This is a genomic window from Ancylobacter sp. IITR112 (assembly GCF_041415945.1).
Classification (GTDB): Bacteria; Pseudomonadota; Alphaproteobacteria; order Rhizobiales; family Xanthobacteraceae; genus Ancylobacter.
Genome location: NZ_JBGCUS010000001.1, coordinates 2288310 through 2303896 on the forward strand (window position 1 = coordinate 2288310; position 15587 = coordinate 2303896).

Consider the following 15587-nt stretch of genomic DNA (forward strand, 5'->3'; position numbering starts at 1 on the left):
AGAGCGATGCCCCTTCCCGAAGCCCACCTGTTCCCGCCGTCCGGCGGCGTGCCGAACAATCCGACGCTTCCGGTCCTGATCTACCGCGCCGCCCTCCCCGCTGATGCCGAGCGGATCGAAGCGCACATCAACGCGACCGGCTGGGAATGCCGCTGGCGCGATGGAGTGTTCGACTTCCATCACTTTCATTCCACCGCGCATGAGACGCTGGCGCTCGCCCGCGGCTCGGCGCGTCTTCTCATTGGCGGCGAAGGCGGGGCAGAACTGGAGTTGGCGGCCGGCGACGTGCTGGTGCTGCCCGCCGGCACCGGCCACAAGCGGATCGCCGCCAGCCCCGATCTCGTCATCGTCGGCGCCTACCCGCCGGGGCAGGACTATGACATCGAGCGGCCGGACGCGGCCGGGCTGCACCGCGCGCTGGACGCCGTCACGCAGGTGCCACTGCCGCCCGGCGATCCCGTAGGCGGGCCGCAGGGCGCGCTCACCCGTCTGTGGAAGGGATAGGGCTGCGCGCGGCGCGCAGGGCTACCTCCCGACTCAACCCTTCCCCCCCGAGGGAATCTGGTTTAAGGGAAGCCCCCAATTGCGGGGCGTGACCTCGCCCAGAAAGTTCAATCCGGGTCCGCCCAAGGACGCGTCGCACAGCGCGTCCTTTTTCGTGCGCCCGGACCAATGCGCGAGCCGCACGGGATCCGATGCCGAAACGCACAGATATCTCCACCATCCTCATCATCGGCGCTGGCCCCATCGTCATCGGGCAAGCCTGCGAGTTCGATTACTCCGGCACCCAGGCGTGCAAGACGCTGAAGGCCGAGGGCTATCGCGTCGTGCTGGTCAATTCCAATCCGGCGACGATCATGACCGACCCGGACCTGGCCGACGCCACCTATATCGAACCGATCACGCCGGAGATCGTCGCCAAGATCATCGCCAAGGAACGCCACGCGATCCCCGGCGGCTTCGCCCTGCTGCCGACCATGGGCGGGCAGACCGCGCTGAACTGCGCGCTGTCGCTGCGCAAGATGGGCGTGCTCGATGAGTATGATGTCGAGATGATCGGCGCCACCGCCGAGGCCATCGACAAGGCCGAGGACCGCGAGCTGTTCCGCGACGCGATGACCAAGATCGGCCTCGACACGCCGCGCTCGCGCCAGATCAAGACCCTGCCGCAGGCGCTGGAAGCGCTGGAAGAGGTCGGCCTTCCCGCCATCATCCGCCCCTCCTTCACCATGGGCGGGCTCGGCGGCGGCATCGCCTACAACAAGTCCGAATATATCGAGATCATCGAGCGCGGCATCGACGCCTCCCCCACCAATGAGGTGCTGGTGGAAGAGAGCGTGCTGGGCTGGAAGGAGTATGAGATGGAGGTCGTCCGCGACAAGGCGGACAACTGCATCATCGTCTGCTCCATCGAGAACATCGACCCGATGGGCGTCCATACCGGCGACTCCATCACCGTCGCCCCGGCGCTGACGCTGACCGACAAGGAATATCAGCGCATGCGCGACGCCTCGCTCGCCGTGCTGCGCGAGATCGGCGTCGAGACCGGCGGCTCCAACGTGCAGTTCGCGATCGACCCGGAAACCGGGCGGATGATCGTCATCGAGATGAATCCGCGCGTCTCGCGCTCCTCGGCGCTCGCCTCCAAGGCGACGGGCTTCCCCATCGCCAAGGTCGCCGCGCGCCTCGCCGTCGGCTACACGCTGGACGAGATCGCCAACGACATCACCGGCGGCGCGACCCCGGCCTCGTTCGAGCCGACCATCGACTATGTCGTCACCAAGATTCCGCGCTTCGCCTTCGAGAAGTTCCCAGGCGCCGAGCCGACCCTGACCACCTCGATGAAGTCGGTCGGCGAGGCGATGGCGATCGGCCGCACCTTCCAGGAATCGCTGCAGAAGGCGCTGCGCTCGCTGGAAACCGGCCTGACCGGGCTCGACGAGATCGAGATCGAGGGCCTCGGCCTCGGCGACGACAAGAACGCGGTGCGCGCCGCGCTCGGCACCCCCACGCCGGACCGTCTGCTGAAGGTGGCGCAGGCCATGCGCCTCGGCCTCGACGACGCCGCCATTCATGCCGGCTGCAAGATCGACCCGTGGTTCCTCGAACAGATCCGCGAGATCGTCGACACCGAGGCCAAGGTGCGCGCGCACGGCCTGCCGACGACGGCGGGCGCCTTCCGCCGGCTGAAGGCCATGGGCTTCTCGGATTCGCGCCTCGCCGGCCTCGCCCGCCTCACCGAGGCGGAGGTGGCGGCGCGGCGCCGGGCGCTGGACGTGCGGCCGGTCTATAAGCGCATCGACACCTGCGCCGCCGAGTTCGCCGCGCCCACCGCCTATATGTACTCCTCCTACGAGATGCCCTTCGCCGGCAGCCCGGCGGACGAGTCGCGGCCCTCGAACGCCAAGAAGGTCGCCATTCTCGGCGGCGGGCCGAACCGCATCGGCCAGGGCATCGAGTTCGACTATTGCTGCTGCCACGCCGCCTTCGCGCTGAAGGATGCCGGCTATGAGACCATCATGGTCAACTGCAACCCGGAGACGGTGTCGACCGACTACGACACCTCCGACCGGCTCTATTTCGAGCCGCTGACCGCAGAAGACGTGATCGAGATACTGGAGCGTGAGCGCTCCGCCGGCACGCTGCACGGCGTCATCGTCCAGTTCGGCGGCCAGACCCCGCTCAAGCTCGCCCGCGCGCTGGAAGAGGCGGAAATCCCGATCCTCGGCACCTCGCCGGAGGCAATCGACCTCGCCGAGGACCGCGACCGCTTCAAGAGCCTGCTCGACAAGCTGAAGCTGCGCCAGCCGGCCAACGGCATCGCTTATTCCGTGGAACAGGCGCGGCTGGTGACGGCCGAGCTCGGCTATCCCCTCGTGGTGCGCCCCTCCTATGTGCTGGGCGGGCGGGCGATGCAGATCATCCATGAGGAGAGCCAGCTCGGCGACTACCTCCTGGAGACGCTGCCGGGGCTGGTGCCGAACGACATCAAGGCGCGCTACCCCAACGACAAGACCGGGCAGATCAACACGCTGCTGGGCAAGAACCCGCTGCTGTTCGACCGCTACCTCTCCGATGCGATCGAAGTCGATGTCGACTGCCTCGCCGACGGCCGCGACACCTTCATCTGCGGCATCATGGAGCATATCGAGGAGGCCGGCATCCATTCCGGCGACTCGGCCTGCTCGCTGCCGCCCTATTCGCTGAGCGCGGAGATGATCGCCGAGCTGGAAGCCCAGACCCGCAAGATGGCGCTGGCGCTGGAAGTCGGCGGCCTGATGAACGTGCAATACGCCATCAAGGACGGCACCATCTATGTGCTGGAGGTCAACCCGCGAGCCTCGCGCACCGTGCCCTTCGTCGCCAAGGTGGTGGGCCAGCCGATCGCCAAGATCGCCGCCCGCGTCATGGCGGGCGAGGCGCTTGCCTCCTTCGGGCTGACCCCGTTCAAGGGCGACCATGTGGCGGTGAAGGAAGCGGTGTTCCCCTTCGCCCGCTTCCCCGGCGTCGACACGGTGCTCGGCCCGGAGATGCGCTCCACCGGCGAGGTGATGGGGCTCGACAGCTCCTTTGCCGTCGCCTTCGCCAAGAGCCAGCTCGGCGGCGGCACCAAGGTGCCGACCTCCGGCACTGTGTTCATTTCGGTGCGCGAGGCTGACAAGGCGCGCATCCTGGAGACGGCGCGGCTTCTTGTCTCGCTCGGCTTCAAGGTGATCGCCACGTCGGGCACCCAGCGCTTCCTTGCCGAGAACGGGGTGCCCAGCACCAAGATCAACAAGGTGCTGGAAGGCCGGCCGCATATCGTCGATTCCATCAAGAATGGCGAGGTGCAGCTCGTCTTCAACACGACCGAGGGCGCGCAGGCGCTCGCGGACTCGCGTTCGCTGCGCCGCGCGGCCCTCTTGCATAAAGTGCCGTACTACACCACGCTATCAGGAGCGATCGCGGCGGCGCGCGGAATCAAGGCCTATATTGGCGGCGATCTGGAAGTGCGCGCCCTGCAGGACTACTTCTAACCCGGACCGGGCCTGACGGCGCCTCGCGGCGCCTCGGGTTCACGGCAGACCGGACCAAGCCCGCGCGGGCGTTTCATTGGGGCAGATGGCCCCGATGAAACGCCCGCGGGGGCTTCCTTTGCTTTTGGGAGGTCGAGAACAGACCAATGGATAAGATTCCGATGACCGCCGGCGGCCATGCCGCACTGGAAGAGGAACTCAAGCGGCGCCAGCAGGTGGATCGTCCCCGCATCATCGAGGCGATCTCGGAAGCGCGCGCCCATGGCGACCTGTCCGAGAATGCGGAGTACCACGCCGCCAAGGAGCAGCAGGCGCTGAACGAGGGCCGGATCGCCGAGCTTGAGGACAAGCTGTCGCGCGCCGAGATCATCGACGTGGCCAAGCTCACCGGCGACACCGTGATGTTCGGCGCCACCGTGAAGCTGATCGACGAGGACACCGAGGAAGAGCGCGTGTGGCAGATCGTCGGCGACATGGAAGCCGACGCCAAGGCCGGGCGTATCTCCATCTCCTCGCCCATGGCCCGTGCGCTGATCGGCAAGAAGCTCGGCACGTCGGTGGAAGTGGTGACGCCCAAGGGCGCCCGCTCCTACGAGATCGCCGCCGTCCGCTTCGCCTGATCCCGGACAGGGCCTGACATGACGGAGAAGGCGGCGATCGAACCGGCACGGCTCGAAGTCGTGGCACCGAATTTCAAGCGCCGCCTCTCCGGTGTCACCTCCACCCTGGAGCGTGTGCTTCCCTATCAGGCACGCGAGGTCGGCATCGCCGCCTTCGGTCCGGGCCTCGCGGCGCATGTGCCGCGCATCGGCCTCGGCATGTTCCGCCATTTCTGGGGTCGCCCGGCGCGCCGGCCCTGCCGTATCTGGCACGCCCGCCGCAATGTCGAAATGCTCGGCGGCGTCGTGCTGCGCGATGTGCTGCGGATGAAGCTGGCGCTGGTCTTCACCTCCGCCTCGCAGCGCTGGCACACACGCTGGAGCCGCTTCCTCATCTCCCGCATGGATGCGGTGATTTCGACATCGGGCAAGACCGCCGGCTATCTCCAGCGCCCCTCGACCGTCATCCACCACGGCATCGACATGGGCAGCTTCTCCCCCGCGCCCGACAAGGCGGCGGCACGGCGCGACGTGGGCCTGCCCGACGACCTCAACATGATCGGCTGCTTCGGCCGCATCCGCGCGCAGAAGGGCACCGACGTGTTTGTCGATGCGCTGATCCGCGTTCTGCCCGACCATCCCGGCTGGGGCGGCGTGGTGCTGGGGCGGGCGACGGGCGCGCATACCGCCTTCTTCGCCGAGCAGCGCGCCAAGGTGGAAAAGGCCGGCCTTGCGGACCGCATCCTCTTTCCCGGCGAGGTCGCCACCTCGGACATTGCCCACTGGTACCGCGCGCTCGATCTCTATGTCGCCCCTCAGCGCTGGGAGGGTTTTGGCGTCACCCCGCTGGAGGCAATGGCCTGCGGCGTGCCCGTGGTCGCCACACGTGTGGGCGCCTTCGAGGAACTGGTGGTCGAGGGCCGCACCGGCGCGATCATTCCGCCGGGCGATGTCGCCGCCATGGCCGACGCGGTAAGCGCTTTCGTGCAGCGGGACGACGCCGACCGCGCGGCGATGGCCGAGGCTTCCCGCCGCCATGTCGTGGAGAACCACTCGATCGAGACCGAGGCGCGGCGGATCAATGCCGTCTATGACGAGGTCTGGTCGCGGTTCTGAGCCAGCCGGAGCACCGGGGCGATGATACGGGCGATCTCCCCGCGCACATCCAGCGTCGGCGGTTCCAGCGCGACCAGGGTGCGGGCGAACTGCTCCGCATTCACCGTGCCAAGCGGCAGTATGGCAAGGCTCGGCGCGAAGGACGGCGCGGCCCAGCTCTTCGCCGCCCAGGCGGAAATCGCCTCGCTGGCATAGCCGTCATGCACCTTGGCCGAGCGCAGGCCGATCACCGGCCGCTGCGCCGTGAGCCCTTCCACCAGCATGCTCATCGAATCTTCCGTCACCGCCACCGCATCGGCGCCGAACAGCGCCCGCACCGAGCCCGGCCCGGCGGTGCGGTAGTCGATGAATTCGGCGAGCACGCCCTCCCCCGCCAGTGCCGCGAGGCGCGCGCCCACCGCGTCCGGCGTGCGGCGCGAGGTGGTCACCCGCCAGCGCACGCCGTGGTCGCGCGCCACCTCCCGCACGAGGCGGACCAGCGCGTCCCATTCATTCTCCGGCCATTCCTTGCGATAGGCGGTGCCGCCAACCAACAGCGCGATTTCCGCGCCCTTCAGGCCGGCAAGAGTCGAAAGCCGTCGCGGGGCGGGATAGTCGGCGGGATCGACGATGGAGGGAATCGGCGCCCAGGCGGAGCGCGGATTGCCGGCGGCGCGCGGCGAGGCGACGATCATCAGGCTGACCTCGCGCGTGTCATAGCCGCCAATGCCGCCGGAATAGACGAAGGGCACGCCGCCGAAGAACCGGCTCAGCAGAATGCCGGCGGCGATGGTCGGCCGGCCGGAACCGACGATGACATCGGGCTTGTCGAGGCTCTCAGGCGTGATGGCATACATGGAGCGCAGCCATTTGCCGGCATCGCGGCCATAGCGGCGCATGATGAATTTGCGCACATCGTCATGGGCGAACCAGGTGGGGCGGATATCGAGCCGCGTCACCTCGGTAGGCGCCAGCCGCCCGATCGCCAGCGCGACACCTTCCGCTTGGTTGAAATGCCCCGGCTTCTTGTCGCGCAGGACCAGCAGCTTCACCGGGCGCCCCCGCGCGGCTTGGTGCCGAACAGCTTGCGATGCGCGGTGCGCGTCAGCTTCTGCGTGCGGTAGATCACCCGCTCGCGCGCCCGCACCATGAGGCCGGCAATCCCCGTCACCTCGCCGTCCCAGGTCTTGAAGGCGATTCGGGCGCGGCGATGGATCGGCATTTCGCGAATGGCAGGGAAATGCGGCTTCAGCCGCGCCAGCCACCAGTCGGCGCCATGCTGCGAGACATGCGCGTTGCGCCCGTCGGAAAGCAGCATCTTGGCCGGGCCGGTGTCGATGACGAACAGCGCGTCGCGCGCGCTGGCGGCGATGGAGGCCAGCACCGCGTCGATTTCCTCGTCCGGTATGTGCTCCATCACATCGACATTGACCGCCAGTTCCACCCGCTTGGTGGGCAAGGTGGATATGGCGGGAATGGCGGGGTCGTAGCGGTGGATCTCGCCGATCCCCGCTTTGGCGGCGATGAGGAAGGCAAGGTTGCTCTGCCCGCAGCCGAAATCAATCAGCGAGGCGGGTTTCAGCGCCAGAATGTGCGGCAGCATGTCGGCCAGCGCGTGCCGCGCGGTGGCGCCGTAGCGGTGGCGCGCATGGAGCTTGGCATATTCGTCGACGAGGCTGTGTGCCATCCCTAGGCTCCGAAAAGGCGGCGCTTGAGTTTGCCGAAGAACCGCCGCAGCTTGCGCGCGCGCTTTTCCACCTTGCGGCCGAGCTTCGTCTTCAGCGGCGCGTTGGCAAAGGGTGTGTGGGCCCGATACGCCATGAACAGGTCGCGCCGGGGGTGGTTGCAGTCGGTGTAATTGGGCTTCACCTGGCCGATGAAGTGGATGATCTTCGCATCTTCCCAGATGGCGGGATCGGCCTTGTAGACGCCCTTTTCCAGCCGCTGGTGCAGGTTCCAGCTCTCATCCAGCGCCAGCCACGCCCCGCGCAGCGCGCCGTTGAGCGCGTCCTGGTCCATCATCGGCAGGCTCGGCCGCGACGCGATGAAATCCAGCGTGCGCTCGGTAAGGCGCTCCCGCCGCCAGGCGTCGAGGTCGATCAGCAGCACGCCGCTGTTGAAATAGCGCATCTCGTCGGGCAGGCCGATGGCACGGTTGCGGGTGATATGACGCTGCGGCACCAGCCGAGCGATATCGTCCACCGCCGCCAGCGCGAAACCCTCCATCGGCAGGGTGGCCAGCGGCGCCAGCGAAGCGGCGACCAGCGTGTCGCAATCGAGATAGAGCAGCCGCCCCGTCGCCTCGGCCAGCGTCAGCGGCATGAGGATGCGGGCATAGGCGGTGCGCGAGAGATGATTATTCACCGGCCCGGTGGCGAAATGGCGGACCATGTCGTCGTCAATGTCGATGAAGCGCAGATCCGGCCGGCCATAGGAGGCGGCGAGACGCTGCTTGTCCTGTGGCGAGACGCGGTCGCAGAACACGCAGACCGCACTCACCTCCGGGCCCGCCTTGTCGGCGAGCGAGGCCAGCAGCACGGCGGTCAGTTCGACATAGGCGGTATCGGTAGCGGTGGCGACGATCAAGGAACGTCCCCTTCCATCGGCACCACCGCAGCGTCCTTTGACTGCGTGAGCGTGAGCGCGGTCTTCACATTGCGCACATTCGGCGCGCCGGTGAGTTCCAGCACGAAATTCTGGAAGGTGCGAAGGTCCGGCGCGACGCAGAGCAGGATGAAATCGGTCTCGCCCGAAAGCATCCAGCAGGAGCGCACCAGCGGCCAGCGCTCGACCTGCGCGGCGAAGGCGGAAAGGTCGGCCTCGGCCTGGCTGATCAGATGCACCATGGCGAACGCCATCAGGTCGAAGCCGAGCTTCTTCTCGTCGAGCAGCGCGCGGTAGCCCTTGATGATGCCCTCCTCCTCCAGCGCGCGCACGCGCCGCAGGCAGGGCGGGGCGGAAATACCGACCCGCTGGGAAAGCTCCACATTGGTGATGCGGCCATCGCCCTGAAGCTCGCGAAGGATGTTCCAGTCGATCGCGTCGATGCGGCGAACCAAGGGGTATCTCCGTTTGCGGCGGCCGCGCGAGTGGCGGCGCCGGCCAGAGCAATTATCTTGCGCGCGGGCCCCGCGCAATCTTCCTTCTGGAAAACTAATGGATAGGAGGCCCCTGCCTTGCGGTTGCCAAGGTCAGCTCCTACATTTTCGCATGGCTGACGCTGCGGCCCTTGCACCGGGCTCATGCGCGGCCGCGTTTTCCCGTCACGCCGGCCCGCCTCCCCGTCGCCGCAACCCGAGTGAGCCTGCCATGTCGGCCCTTTCCGCCCGCCCGGCCACCCACGTCAAGGTCCTGATCATCGGATCGGGCCCGGCAGGCTATACCGCTGCCGTCTACGCGGCCCGCGCCATGCTCGAACCGGTGCTGATCCAGGGCATCCAGCCCGGTGGCCAACTCACCATCACCACCGATGTCGAGAACTATCCCGGCTTCGCCGACCCGATCCAGGGGCCGTGGCTGATGGAGCAGATGCAGGCGCAGGCCGAGAAGATGGGCACGCGCATCGTCAATGATCTGGTGACGCGGCTTGACCTGTCCTCCCGTCCGTTCCGTGCCGAGACCGATTCCGGCGCGGTGTGGATCGCCGAGACCGTCATCCTCGCCACCGGCGCCCAGGCGCGCTGGCTCGACCTCGATTCCGAGCAGGCCTATCGCGGCCACGGCGTTTCCGCCTGCGCCACCTGCGACGGCTTTTTCTATCGCGGCAAGGAAGTGATGGTGATCGGCGGCGGCAATACCGCAGTCGAGGAAGCGCTGTTCCTGACCAATTTCGCCTCCAAGGTCACGGTGGTGCACCGGCGCGACAGCTTCCGCGCCGAGAAGATCCTGCAGGAGCGGCTCTTCGCCCATCCCAAGGTGGAAGTGGTGTGGAACGCCGCGCTGCATGAGGTGAAGGGCGAGCACGAGCCGCCCCGCGTCACCGGCGTGGTGCTCAAGGACACGGTCAGCGGCGCGCTGTCCGAGCGGCCGGCCGATGGTGTGTTCATCGCCATCGGCCATGCCCCGGCAACTGATCTCGTGCAGGGCCAGCTCACCCTGAAGCCGAGCGGCTATGTCTGGACCGCGCCGCATTCCACCCAGACCTCGGTGGAAGGCGTGTTCGCCGCCGGCGATGTCGCCGACGATATCTTCCGCCAGGCGGTGACCGCCGCCGGCATGGGCTGCATGGCGGCGCTGGAAGCCGAGCGCTTCCTCGCCGCCCGCGAGCCGCTCGCTCACGCCGCCGAATGAACGAGGGCCTCCGCCGGATGGACAACAAGGCCAATCGCGCCCGTGACATGGACTGGGACAAGCTGAAAGTGTTCCACGTCGCGGCGGAAGCCGGCTCCTTCACCCATGCAGGTGAAGCGCTCGGCCTGTCACAGTCGGCGGTGAGCCGGCAGGTCTCGGCGCTGGAGCAGGAACTCAACATCCCGCTGTTCCACCGCCATGCGCGCGGGCTGATCCTGACCGAGCAGGGCGACCTGCTGTACCGCACCGCGCATGAAGTGTTCATGAAGCTGGAAGCGGCGCGGGCCAAGCTCACGGATTCGCGCGAGAAGCCGAATGGCGAGCTGCGCGTCACCACCACAATGGGCCTCGGCACCCATTGGCTGACGGCGCGGATCGGCGAGTTCCTCGAACTCTATCCCGATATCCGCATCACCCTCATCCTCACCGATGACGAGCTCGACCTCGCCATGCGCGAGGCGGATGTCGCCATCCGCCTGCGCCAGCCGGTGCAGCCGGACCTGATCCAGCGCAAGCTGTTCACCGTGCATTTCCATGCCTTCGCCTCGGCGGAATATCTCAAGCGCAACGGGCATCCGCGCACGCTGGATGAACTCGACAAGGACAAGCACCGCATCATCCTGCTCGGCGGGCCCATTCCCTCCTATTTCCAGGGCCTGAACTGGCTGGAGCGGGCGGGGCTGGAGGACGACCAGGAAAGCCGCGTGCCCTCGCTCTCCGTCAACAACGTGCTCGGCCTCAAGCGCGCCGTCGAGCGCGGCGTCGGCATCGGCATCGTGCCGGACTATCTGCTGGAGGATTCCGCCACGCTGGTGCAGCTCTTCCCCGAGCGCACCACGCCGACGCTGGAAGCCTATTTCGTCTACCCGCAGGAAATGCGTTCCGTGGCCCGCATCCAGGTGTTCCGCGACTTCCTCGTCGCCAAGGCGCAGCGCTGGAGCTTCTGAAGGCCGCGCCACGCCCCCGTCAGGGCAGCGGCAGGGCCTGCGCCACCTCGCGGGCGACATAGTCGCCGGCATGGCGCCAGCCCTCGTCATTGTCGCCGCGAAAGCTGAGCAGCCGCTCCAGCACCAGCTTGCCCGTCGCGGCATCGAGCACCGCCACCCGCATTGACAGCACCAGCGTGCTCATCTTGTGCACGCTGCCCACCAGCAGGAAGCTGGCGCCCTCCCCCCGCGCCCGCCGGCGCAGTTCCTCGACGCCCTGGGCATCGAGCCGGCACGGTCCGTCGCAGATGAGCGGCAGGCTGCGGACCCAGCCGGCGCGGCCGAGATCGCCGCGCAGATCCGCGGTCAGCGCCAGACGCCGCCGCTCATGCGCGGCACGCTGGTCGGCCGGCTCGCCGGAGGAATCGGTAAAGCCGATATCGGCGATCGCCAAAGGCGCCGGCTCGGCGCGGGCGGGGGTGGAAAGGCCCGCTGCCGCACCCATGAGCAGGAGCAGCCGGCACGGTGTGAGGCGAAAACGGGCGGTCATGGCGCGTCTCCCAGCAGGGCGGCCCCGCGGCGCCGGGCGCCGCAAAGCCTCGCAATTCCTGCATTCTCCACGATACCGGCCGACTCGTGGAGGTAAGGCAATCGCCCAATTCGCGGGCAATGACAAACGTACGAAACCGCCCATGCAATTCCGCATGCCTTCTATGCAGGCATACATTATTGCAGAATGCCCGTGATGTGAGCATATGGAGACAGACGCCGAGGCGCCTCGCGTTTCGGCTGTTCCCCTCTGGAAGGTTCGCTGCTTTGCAGCGAAAACTTTGGCCGGGCCCTTTTGGGACCCGGCCATTTTTCTTTCGGACGGTGGCGCGCCTCCGCGCCTCACATGAACAGCTTCTCGCCCGACATTCCCTTGTAGAGACCCGCGACCTGCTCGGCATAGCCGTTGTAGAGCAGCGTCGGCCGCCGCTCGCCGGTGCCGATGTCGCGCTCGGAGGCCTGGCTCCAGCGCGGATGCGGCACTTGCGGGTTCACATTGGCCCAGAAGCCATATTCCCGGCCCTGCACCTGCTCCCACAGCCCGACTGGCCGCTCCGCCACGAAGGAGATGCGCACGATCGACTTCACCGATTTGAAGCCGTACTTCCACGGCAAAGCGAGCCGCAGCGGGGCGCCATACTGGTTCGGTGCCGGCTTGCCGTAGATGCCGGTGACAAGGAAGGCGAGGTCATTATTGGCCTCGGCCATGGTCAGCCCGTCGATATAGGGCCAGGGATAGATGAAGCGCCGCTGCCCGAGCGCCACTTCCGGGTTCATGAAGGTCTCGAAGCGCACATATTTGGCGCCGGAGAGCGGCTTGGCATAGGCCACGAGGTCCTTCACCGGGAAGCCCGTCCACGGCACGGTCATCGACCACGCCTCGACGCAGCGGTGGCGGTAGATGCGCTCTTCCAGCGCCATGGCGCGGATGAGATCGTCAATGCCGACCTCGCGCGGCTGCTCCACCATCCCGTCGATCTTCACCGTCCACGGCCGGCGCGGCATGCGCGCCGCCACATCGGCGATCTGGTAGGCCGAGCGCTCCGAGCCGAACTCGTAGAAATTATTGTAATTGCCGGAAATCTCCTCCGGCGTGATCGGCCGGTCGCCAGCGGTGAAGGCCGGGTTCTTCTTCGCGGGGTAAAGGTCGCGCGTAGGGTCGTTGGCGGGATCGCCCGGGGCCGGGGCGGCGTCGGCGAATGGCGCCAGCGCGGCGGACAGACCGGCGACGCCCAGAAGCCCCACCCCGGCGCCGAGCAGATGGCGGCGGGAGAGATAGGTGGCTTCAGGGGTAACGGCGCTCTCCGGCAGTTCCCAGGACCGGCGACGGCGTATGTGCATGGCAGGCTCCTCTTGGATGCTGCGGAGAGTACGCCGGAAGCCCGCCCTTTATTTCACCTGTCGCGTCAACTTCTCGTGCGGATATGAAAAAAGCCCGGCGGGGTGCCGCCGGGCTTGTCTGTCTCTCGACGGCGCCGCAGCGCCGTGCGGCTCACTTGGAGACCGTGCGGTTCACTTGGAGACGAGGTGCAGATCGCCCACGCCGAGCGCGACGTTCACGCCGGTCTGGCCTTCGACGCTGAGCGGCTGCAGGGCGATGGTCTTGTTGGAACCGCCGACCAGCACGTTGCCGGCCACGCCGACGCCGAGCGCCACGCTGCCGGAGACGCCGACATAGGTGCCGTCGAGATCGGACGAGCGCACGCCCTTGGACGGGGCGAGGACGGTCCACAGCAGGATGTTGCGGCCGGTGATGCCGAGATCGACGCCCCAGCGGCGGATCGAGCCCTCATAGGCGAATTTCTTGCCGCGCGCGGTGGTGAAGGTGCAGTCGAGCGTGCGCTTGGAGCCGATGATGAAGCTCACCGACTTGGAGCCGGCGCAGGCGAGCGAGCCGACCTCGACCCGCTTGGTCTGCGCCGAAGCCGGCGCGGCGACGAGGGTGGCGGCACCGGCGACAAGCGCGGTGGCGAGCAGCCCGCGCGAGAGAACAGTACGGAACATTCAGGTCTCCTGAGAATGACGCGCAGCCGGCTCTCGGGAACCGGCGCCCCCGCCCTATGGCGCTTGCCGGCCGGGGCGCGTCGCCCGGCCGGTCAATACCCTTCTACCTCAGCGGAGCGAGCCGCAGAAGCGCTGGATGCGCAGGCACGCCTCTTCCAGATCCTTGGTCGAGGTGGCGTAGGAGATGCGGAAGGCCGGGCCGAGGCCGAAGGCCGAGCCATGCACCACCGCCACGCCCTCGGCCTCCAGCAGTTCAGAGGCGAAGGCCTCGTCGGTGTCGATGACCTTACCCGCCGGCGTCGACTTGCCGATCAGCCCGGCGCAGGAGGGGTAGACGTAGAACGCGCCTTCCGGCTTCGGGCAGGTGAGGCCCGCCGCCTGGTTGAGCATGGACACCACGAGGTCGCGGCGTTCCTTGAACACCTTGTTGTTGGCGGCGATGAAGTCCTGCGGCCCGTTCAGCGCCTCGACCGCCGCCCACTGGGCGATGGAGTTCGGGTTCGAGGTCGACTGCGACTGCAGCGTGCCGATGGCCTTGATCAGCGCCTCCGGCCCGGCGGCGTAGCCGATGCGCCAGCCGGTCATGCAATAGGCCTTGGAGACGCCGTTCATGGTCAGCGTGCGGTCGTAGAGCGCGGGCTCCACCTGCGCCGGGGTGACGAATTCGAAATCGTCATAGACGAGGTGCTCATACATGTCGTCGGTCAGAATCCAGACATGCGGATGCTTCACCAGCACATCGGTGAGCGCCTTCATCTCCTCGCGCGAATAGGCCGAGCCGGTCGGGTTGGACGGCGAGTTGAAGATCAGCCACTTGGTCTTCGGCGTGATCGCCGCTTCCAGCGCCTCGGGCTTCAGCTTGAAATTGTCTTCGAGCTTGGTCTCGACCGGCACCGGCGTGCCGCCGCAGAACTGGACGATGTCGGGGTAGCTGACCCAGTACGGCGCCGGGATGATCACCTCGTCACCCGCGTCGACGGTGGCGACCAGCGCGTTGAACAGCACCTGCTTGCCGCCGGTGCCGACGGTGACCTGGCTCGGCTTGTAGGTGAGGCCGTTCTCGCGCTTGAACTTGGCGACAATGGCCGCCTTCAGCTCGGGAATGCCGTCCACCGCGGTGTAGCGGGTCTGGCCGTCGCGGATCGCCTTGATCGCGGCTTCCTTGATGTTGTCGGGCGTCTCGAAATCGGGCTCGCCGGCCGCGAGCGCGATCACGTCACGTCCGGCCGCTTTCAGCTCCCGCGCCTTGTTGGAAATGGCGATGGTCTGGGAGGGATTGATGCGCTTCAGGGCGGCGGATATCAGGCTCATGGCCGGTCTCCCTTGAGGGTTTTGCGCGCGACAACTAGTCGAGCCCTTGCGCCCCGGCAAGCGATTCCCTACCTGCGGGCGGCACCTGCGCTGCGTTTTCCTGACGCGGCGCCTCTCCAGCCCATGCTGCCGGGATTACCTGCATGCTCAAGCTCCATGCCATGCAAAGCTCCGGCAATTCCTACAAGGTGCGGCTGCTGCTGGCCCGGCTCGGCCTGCCCTTCGAACTGGTGGATGTCGATCTGCTGCGCGGCGAGAACCGCACGCCGGATTTCCTGATGAAGAACCCGGAAGGGCGGGTGCCGCTGCTGGAACTGCCGGGCGGGCGCTATCTGCCGGAATCGAACGCCATCCTGTTCTATCTCGCCGACGGCACGGGACTGCTGCCCAACGACCCGCTCGGCCGGGCGGAGGCGCTGCGCTGGATGTTTTTCGAACAGCACAGCGTCGATTCCTCCATCGGCCATGCCCGCTTCTGGCTGAAGCTGGTGCGCGGCGGGCGTGACCTGCGCACCCACGACATCGACCGCTGGATGGAGGAAGGCTACGCCGCGCTCGGCGTGATGGAGCGCCACCTCGCGCGCCGGCCCTTCTTCATCGACGGCACGCTGAGCGTCGCCGATATCGCCCTTTACGCCCATACCCACCTCGCCCATGAGGGCGATTTCGACCTCGGCACGTTTCCCCAGGTGCGCAATTGGCTGAAGCGGGTGGAATCGCAGCCCGGCCATGTGGCGATGGACTGGCGCCCGGCGCCTTTGTTGCAGAACGTTAACAGCGCTTAACCACTTGCCCTG

Annotated in this window: 15 protein-coding genes; 7 read left to right on the forward strand and 8 right to left on the reverse strand. The window is 67.3% G+C overall.

The features are described from left to right. The first annotated feature begins 6 nt into the window (after positions 1 to 6). From AAC979_RS10890 to AAC979_RS10905, 4 genes are all read left to right on the forward strand, one after another. A complete protein-coding gene (locus AAC979_RS10890) occupies positions 7 to 504 on the forward strand; it encodes a cupin (RefSeq protein ID WP_371346843.1) in 498 nt (165 codons plus the stop codon). A 191-nt stretch (positions 505 to 695) separates the two neighbouring features. Next, on the forward strand, positions 696 to 4016 hold the full coding sequence (gene carB / locus AAC979_RS10895) for a carbamoyl-phosphate synthase large subunit (RefSeq protein WP_371346844.1): 3321 nt from the start codon (positions 696 to 698) through the stop codon (positions 4014 to 4016). Positions 4017 to 4162: 146 nt separating this feature from the next. After that, on the forward strand, positions 4163 to 4636 hold the full coding sequence (greA, locus tag AAC979_RS10900; protein ID WP_371346845.1) for a transcription elongation factor GreA: 474 nt from the start codon (positions 4163 to 4165) through the stop codon (positions 4634 to 4636). An 18-nt stretch (positions 4637 to 4654) separates the two neighbouring features. After that, the gene (locus AAC979_RS10905; protein ID WP_371346846.1) at positions 4655 to 5731 is read left to right on the forward strand and encodes a glycosyltransferase family 4 protein; all 1077 of its coding nucleotides are present in this window, start codon (positions 4655 to 4657) and stop codon (positions 5729 to 5731) included. Here the strand turns inward: AAC979_RS10905 and AAC979_RS10910 are convergent. Genes AAC979_RS10910 through AAC979_RS10925 form a run of 4 tightly spaced genes read right to left on the reverse strand, consistent with a single transcriptional unit; the run spans position 5704 to position 8769 of the window. After that, positions 5704 to 6762: an ELM1/GtrOC1 family putative glycosyltransferase gene (locus AAC979_RS10910; protein ID WP_371346847.1), complete on the reverse strand. Its 1059-nt coding sequence runs from the start codon at positions 6760 to 6762 to the stop codon at positions 5704 to 5706. The two genes, AAC979_RS10905 and AAC979_RS10910, sit on opposite strands and share 28 nt — an antisense overlap. Then, positions 6759 to 7397: a methyltransferase domain-containing protein gene (locus tag AAC979_RS10915; RefSeq protein ID WP_371346848.1), complete on the reverse strand. Its 639-nt coding sequence runs from the start codon at positions 7395 to 7397 to the stop codon at positions 6759 to 6761. The genes AAC979_RS10910 and AAC979_RS10915 overlap by 4 nt, the downstream gene beginning before the upstream one ends. Positions 7398 to 7399: 2 nt before the next feature. Beyond that, on the reverse strand, positions 7400 to 8296 hold the full coding sequence (locus AAC979_RS10920; RefSeq protein WP_371346849.1) for a glycosyltransferase family 8 protein: 897 nt from the start codon (positions 8294 to 8296) through the stop codon (positions 7400 to 7402). After that, a complete protein-coding gene (locus AAC979_RS10925) occupies positions 8293 to 8769 on the reverse strand; it encodes an Lrp/AsnC family transcriptional regulator (RefSeq protein WP_371346850.1) in 477 nt (158 codons plus the stop codon). Before AAC979_RS10925 ends, AAC979_RS10920 begins: the two co-directional genes overlap by 4 nt. Before the next feature lie 250 nt (positions 8770 to 9019). On the opposite strand from AAC979_RS10925, the gene trxB reads away from it, so the two are divergent. Next, positions 9020 to 10000, forward strand: a complete 981-nt coding sequence (gene trxB / locus AAC979_RS10930) for a thioredoxin-disulfide reductase (RefSeq protein WP_371346851.1) — start codon at positions 9020 to 9022, stop codon at positions 9998 to 10000. 47 nt (positions 10001 to 10047) lie between these two features. Further along, positions 10048 to 10947: a LysR family transcriptional regulator gene (locus AAC979_RS10935; RefSeq protein WP_371349041.1), complete on the forward strand. Its 900-nt coding sequence runs from the start codon at positions 10048 to 10050 to the stop codon at positions 10945 to 10947. 19 nt (positions 10948 to 10966) lie between these two features. Here AAC979_RS10935 and AAC979_RS10940 read toward each other — a convergent pair whose 3' ends face one another. The 4 genes from AAC979_RS10940 to AAC979_RS10955 form a co-directional block, all read right to left on the reverse strand. Next, positions 10967 to 11476 (reverse strand): DUF2380 domain-containing protein, encoded by a 510-nt coding sequence (locus tag AAC979_RS10940; protein ID WP_371346852.1) that lies wholly within the window; start codon positions 11474 to 11476, stop codon positions 10967 to 10969. Between the two features lie 341 nt (positions 11477 to 11817). Beyond that, positions 11818 to 12816: a protein-methionine-sulfoxide reductase catalytic subunit MsrP gene (msrP, locus tag AAC979_RS10945; protein ID WP_371346853.1), complete on the reverse strand. Its 999-nt coding sequence runs from the start codon at positions 12814 to 12816 to the stop codon at positions 11818 to 11820. Positions 12817 to 12987: 171 nt separating this feature from the next. Next, complete coding sequence (locus AAC979_RS10950; protein WP_371346854.1) at positions 12988 to 13479, reverse strand: DUF992 domain-containing protein; 492 nt, start codon at positions 13477 to 13479, stop codon at positions 12988 to 12990. Between the two features lie 108 nt (positions 13480 to 13587). Further along, positions 13588 to 14790 (reverse strand): pyridoxal phosphate-dependent aminotransferase, encoded by a 1203-nt coding sequence (locus tag AAC979_RS10955; RefSeq protein ID WP_371346855.1) that lies wholly within the window; start codon positions 14788 to 14790, stop codon positions 13588 to 13590. Between the two features lie 143 nt (positions 14791 to 14933). On the opposite strand from AAC979_RS10955, the gene AAC979_RS10960 reads away from it, so the two are divergent. Beyond that, complete coding sequence (locus tag AAC979_RS10960) at positions 14934 to 15575, forward strand: glutathione S-transferase family protein (RefSeq protein ID WP_371346856.1); 642 nt, start codon at positions 14934 to 14936, stop codon at positions 15573 to 15575. Positions 15576 to 15587 lie beyond the last annotated feature (12 nt).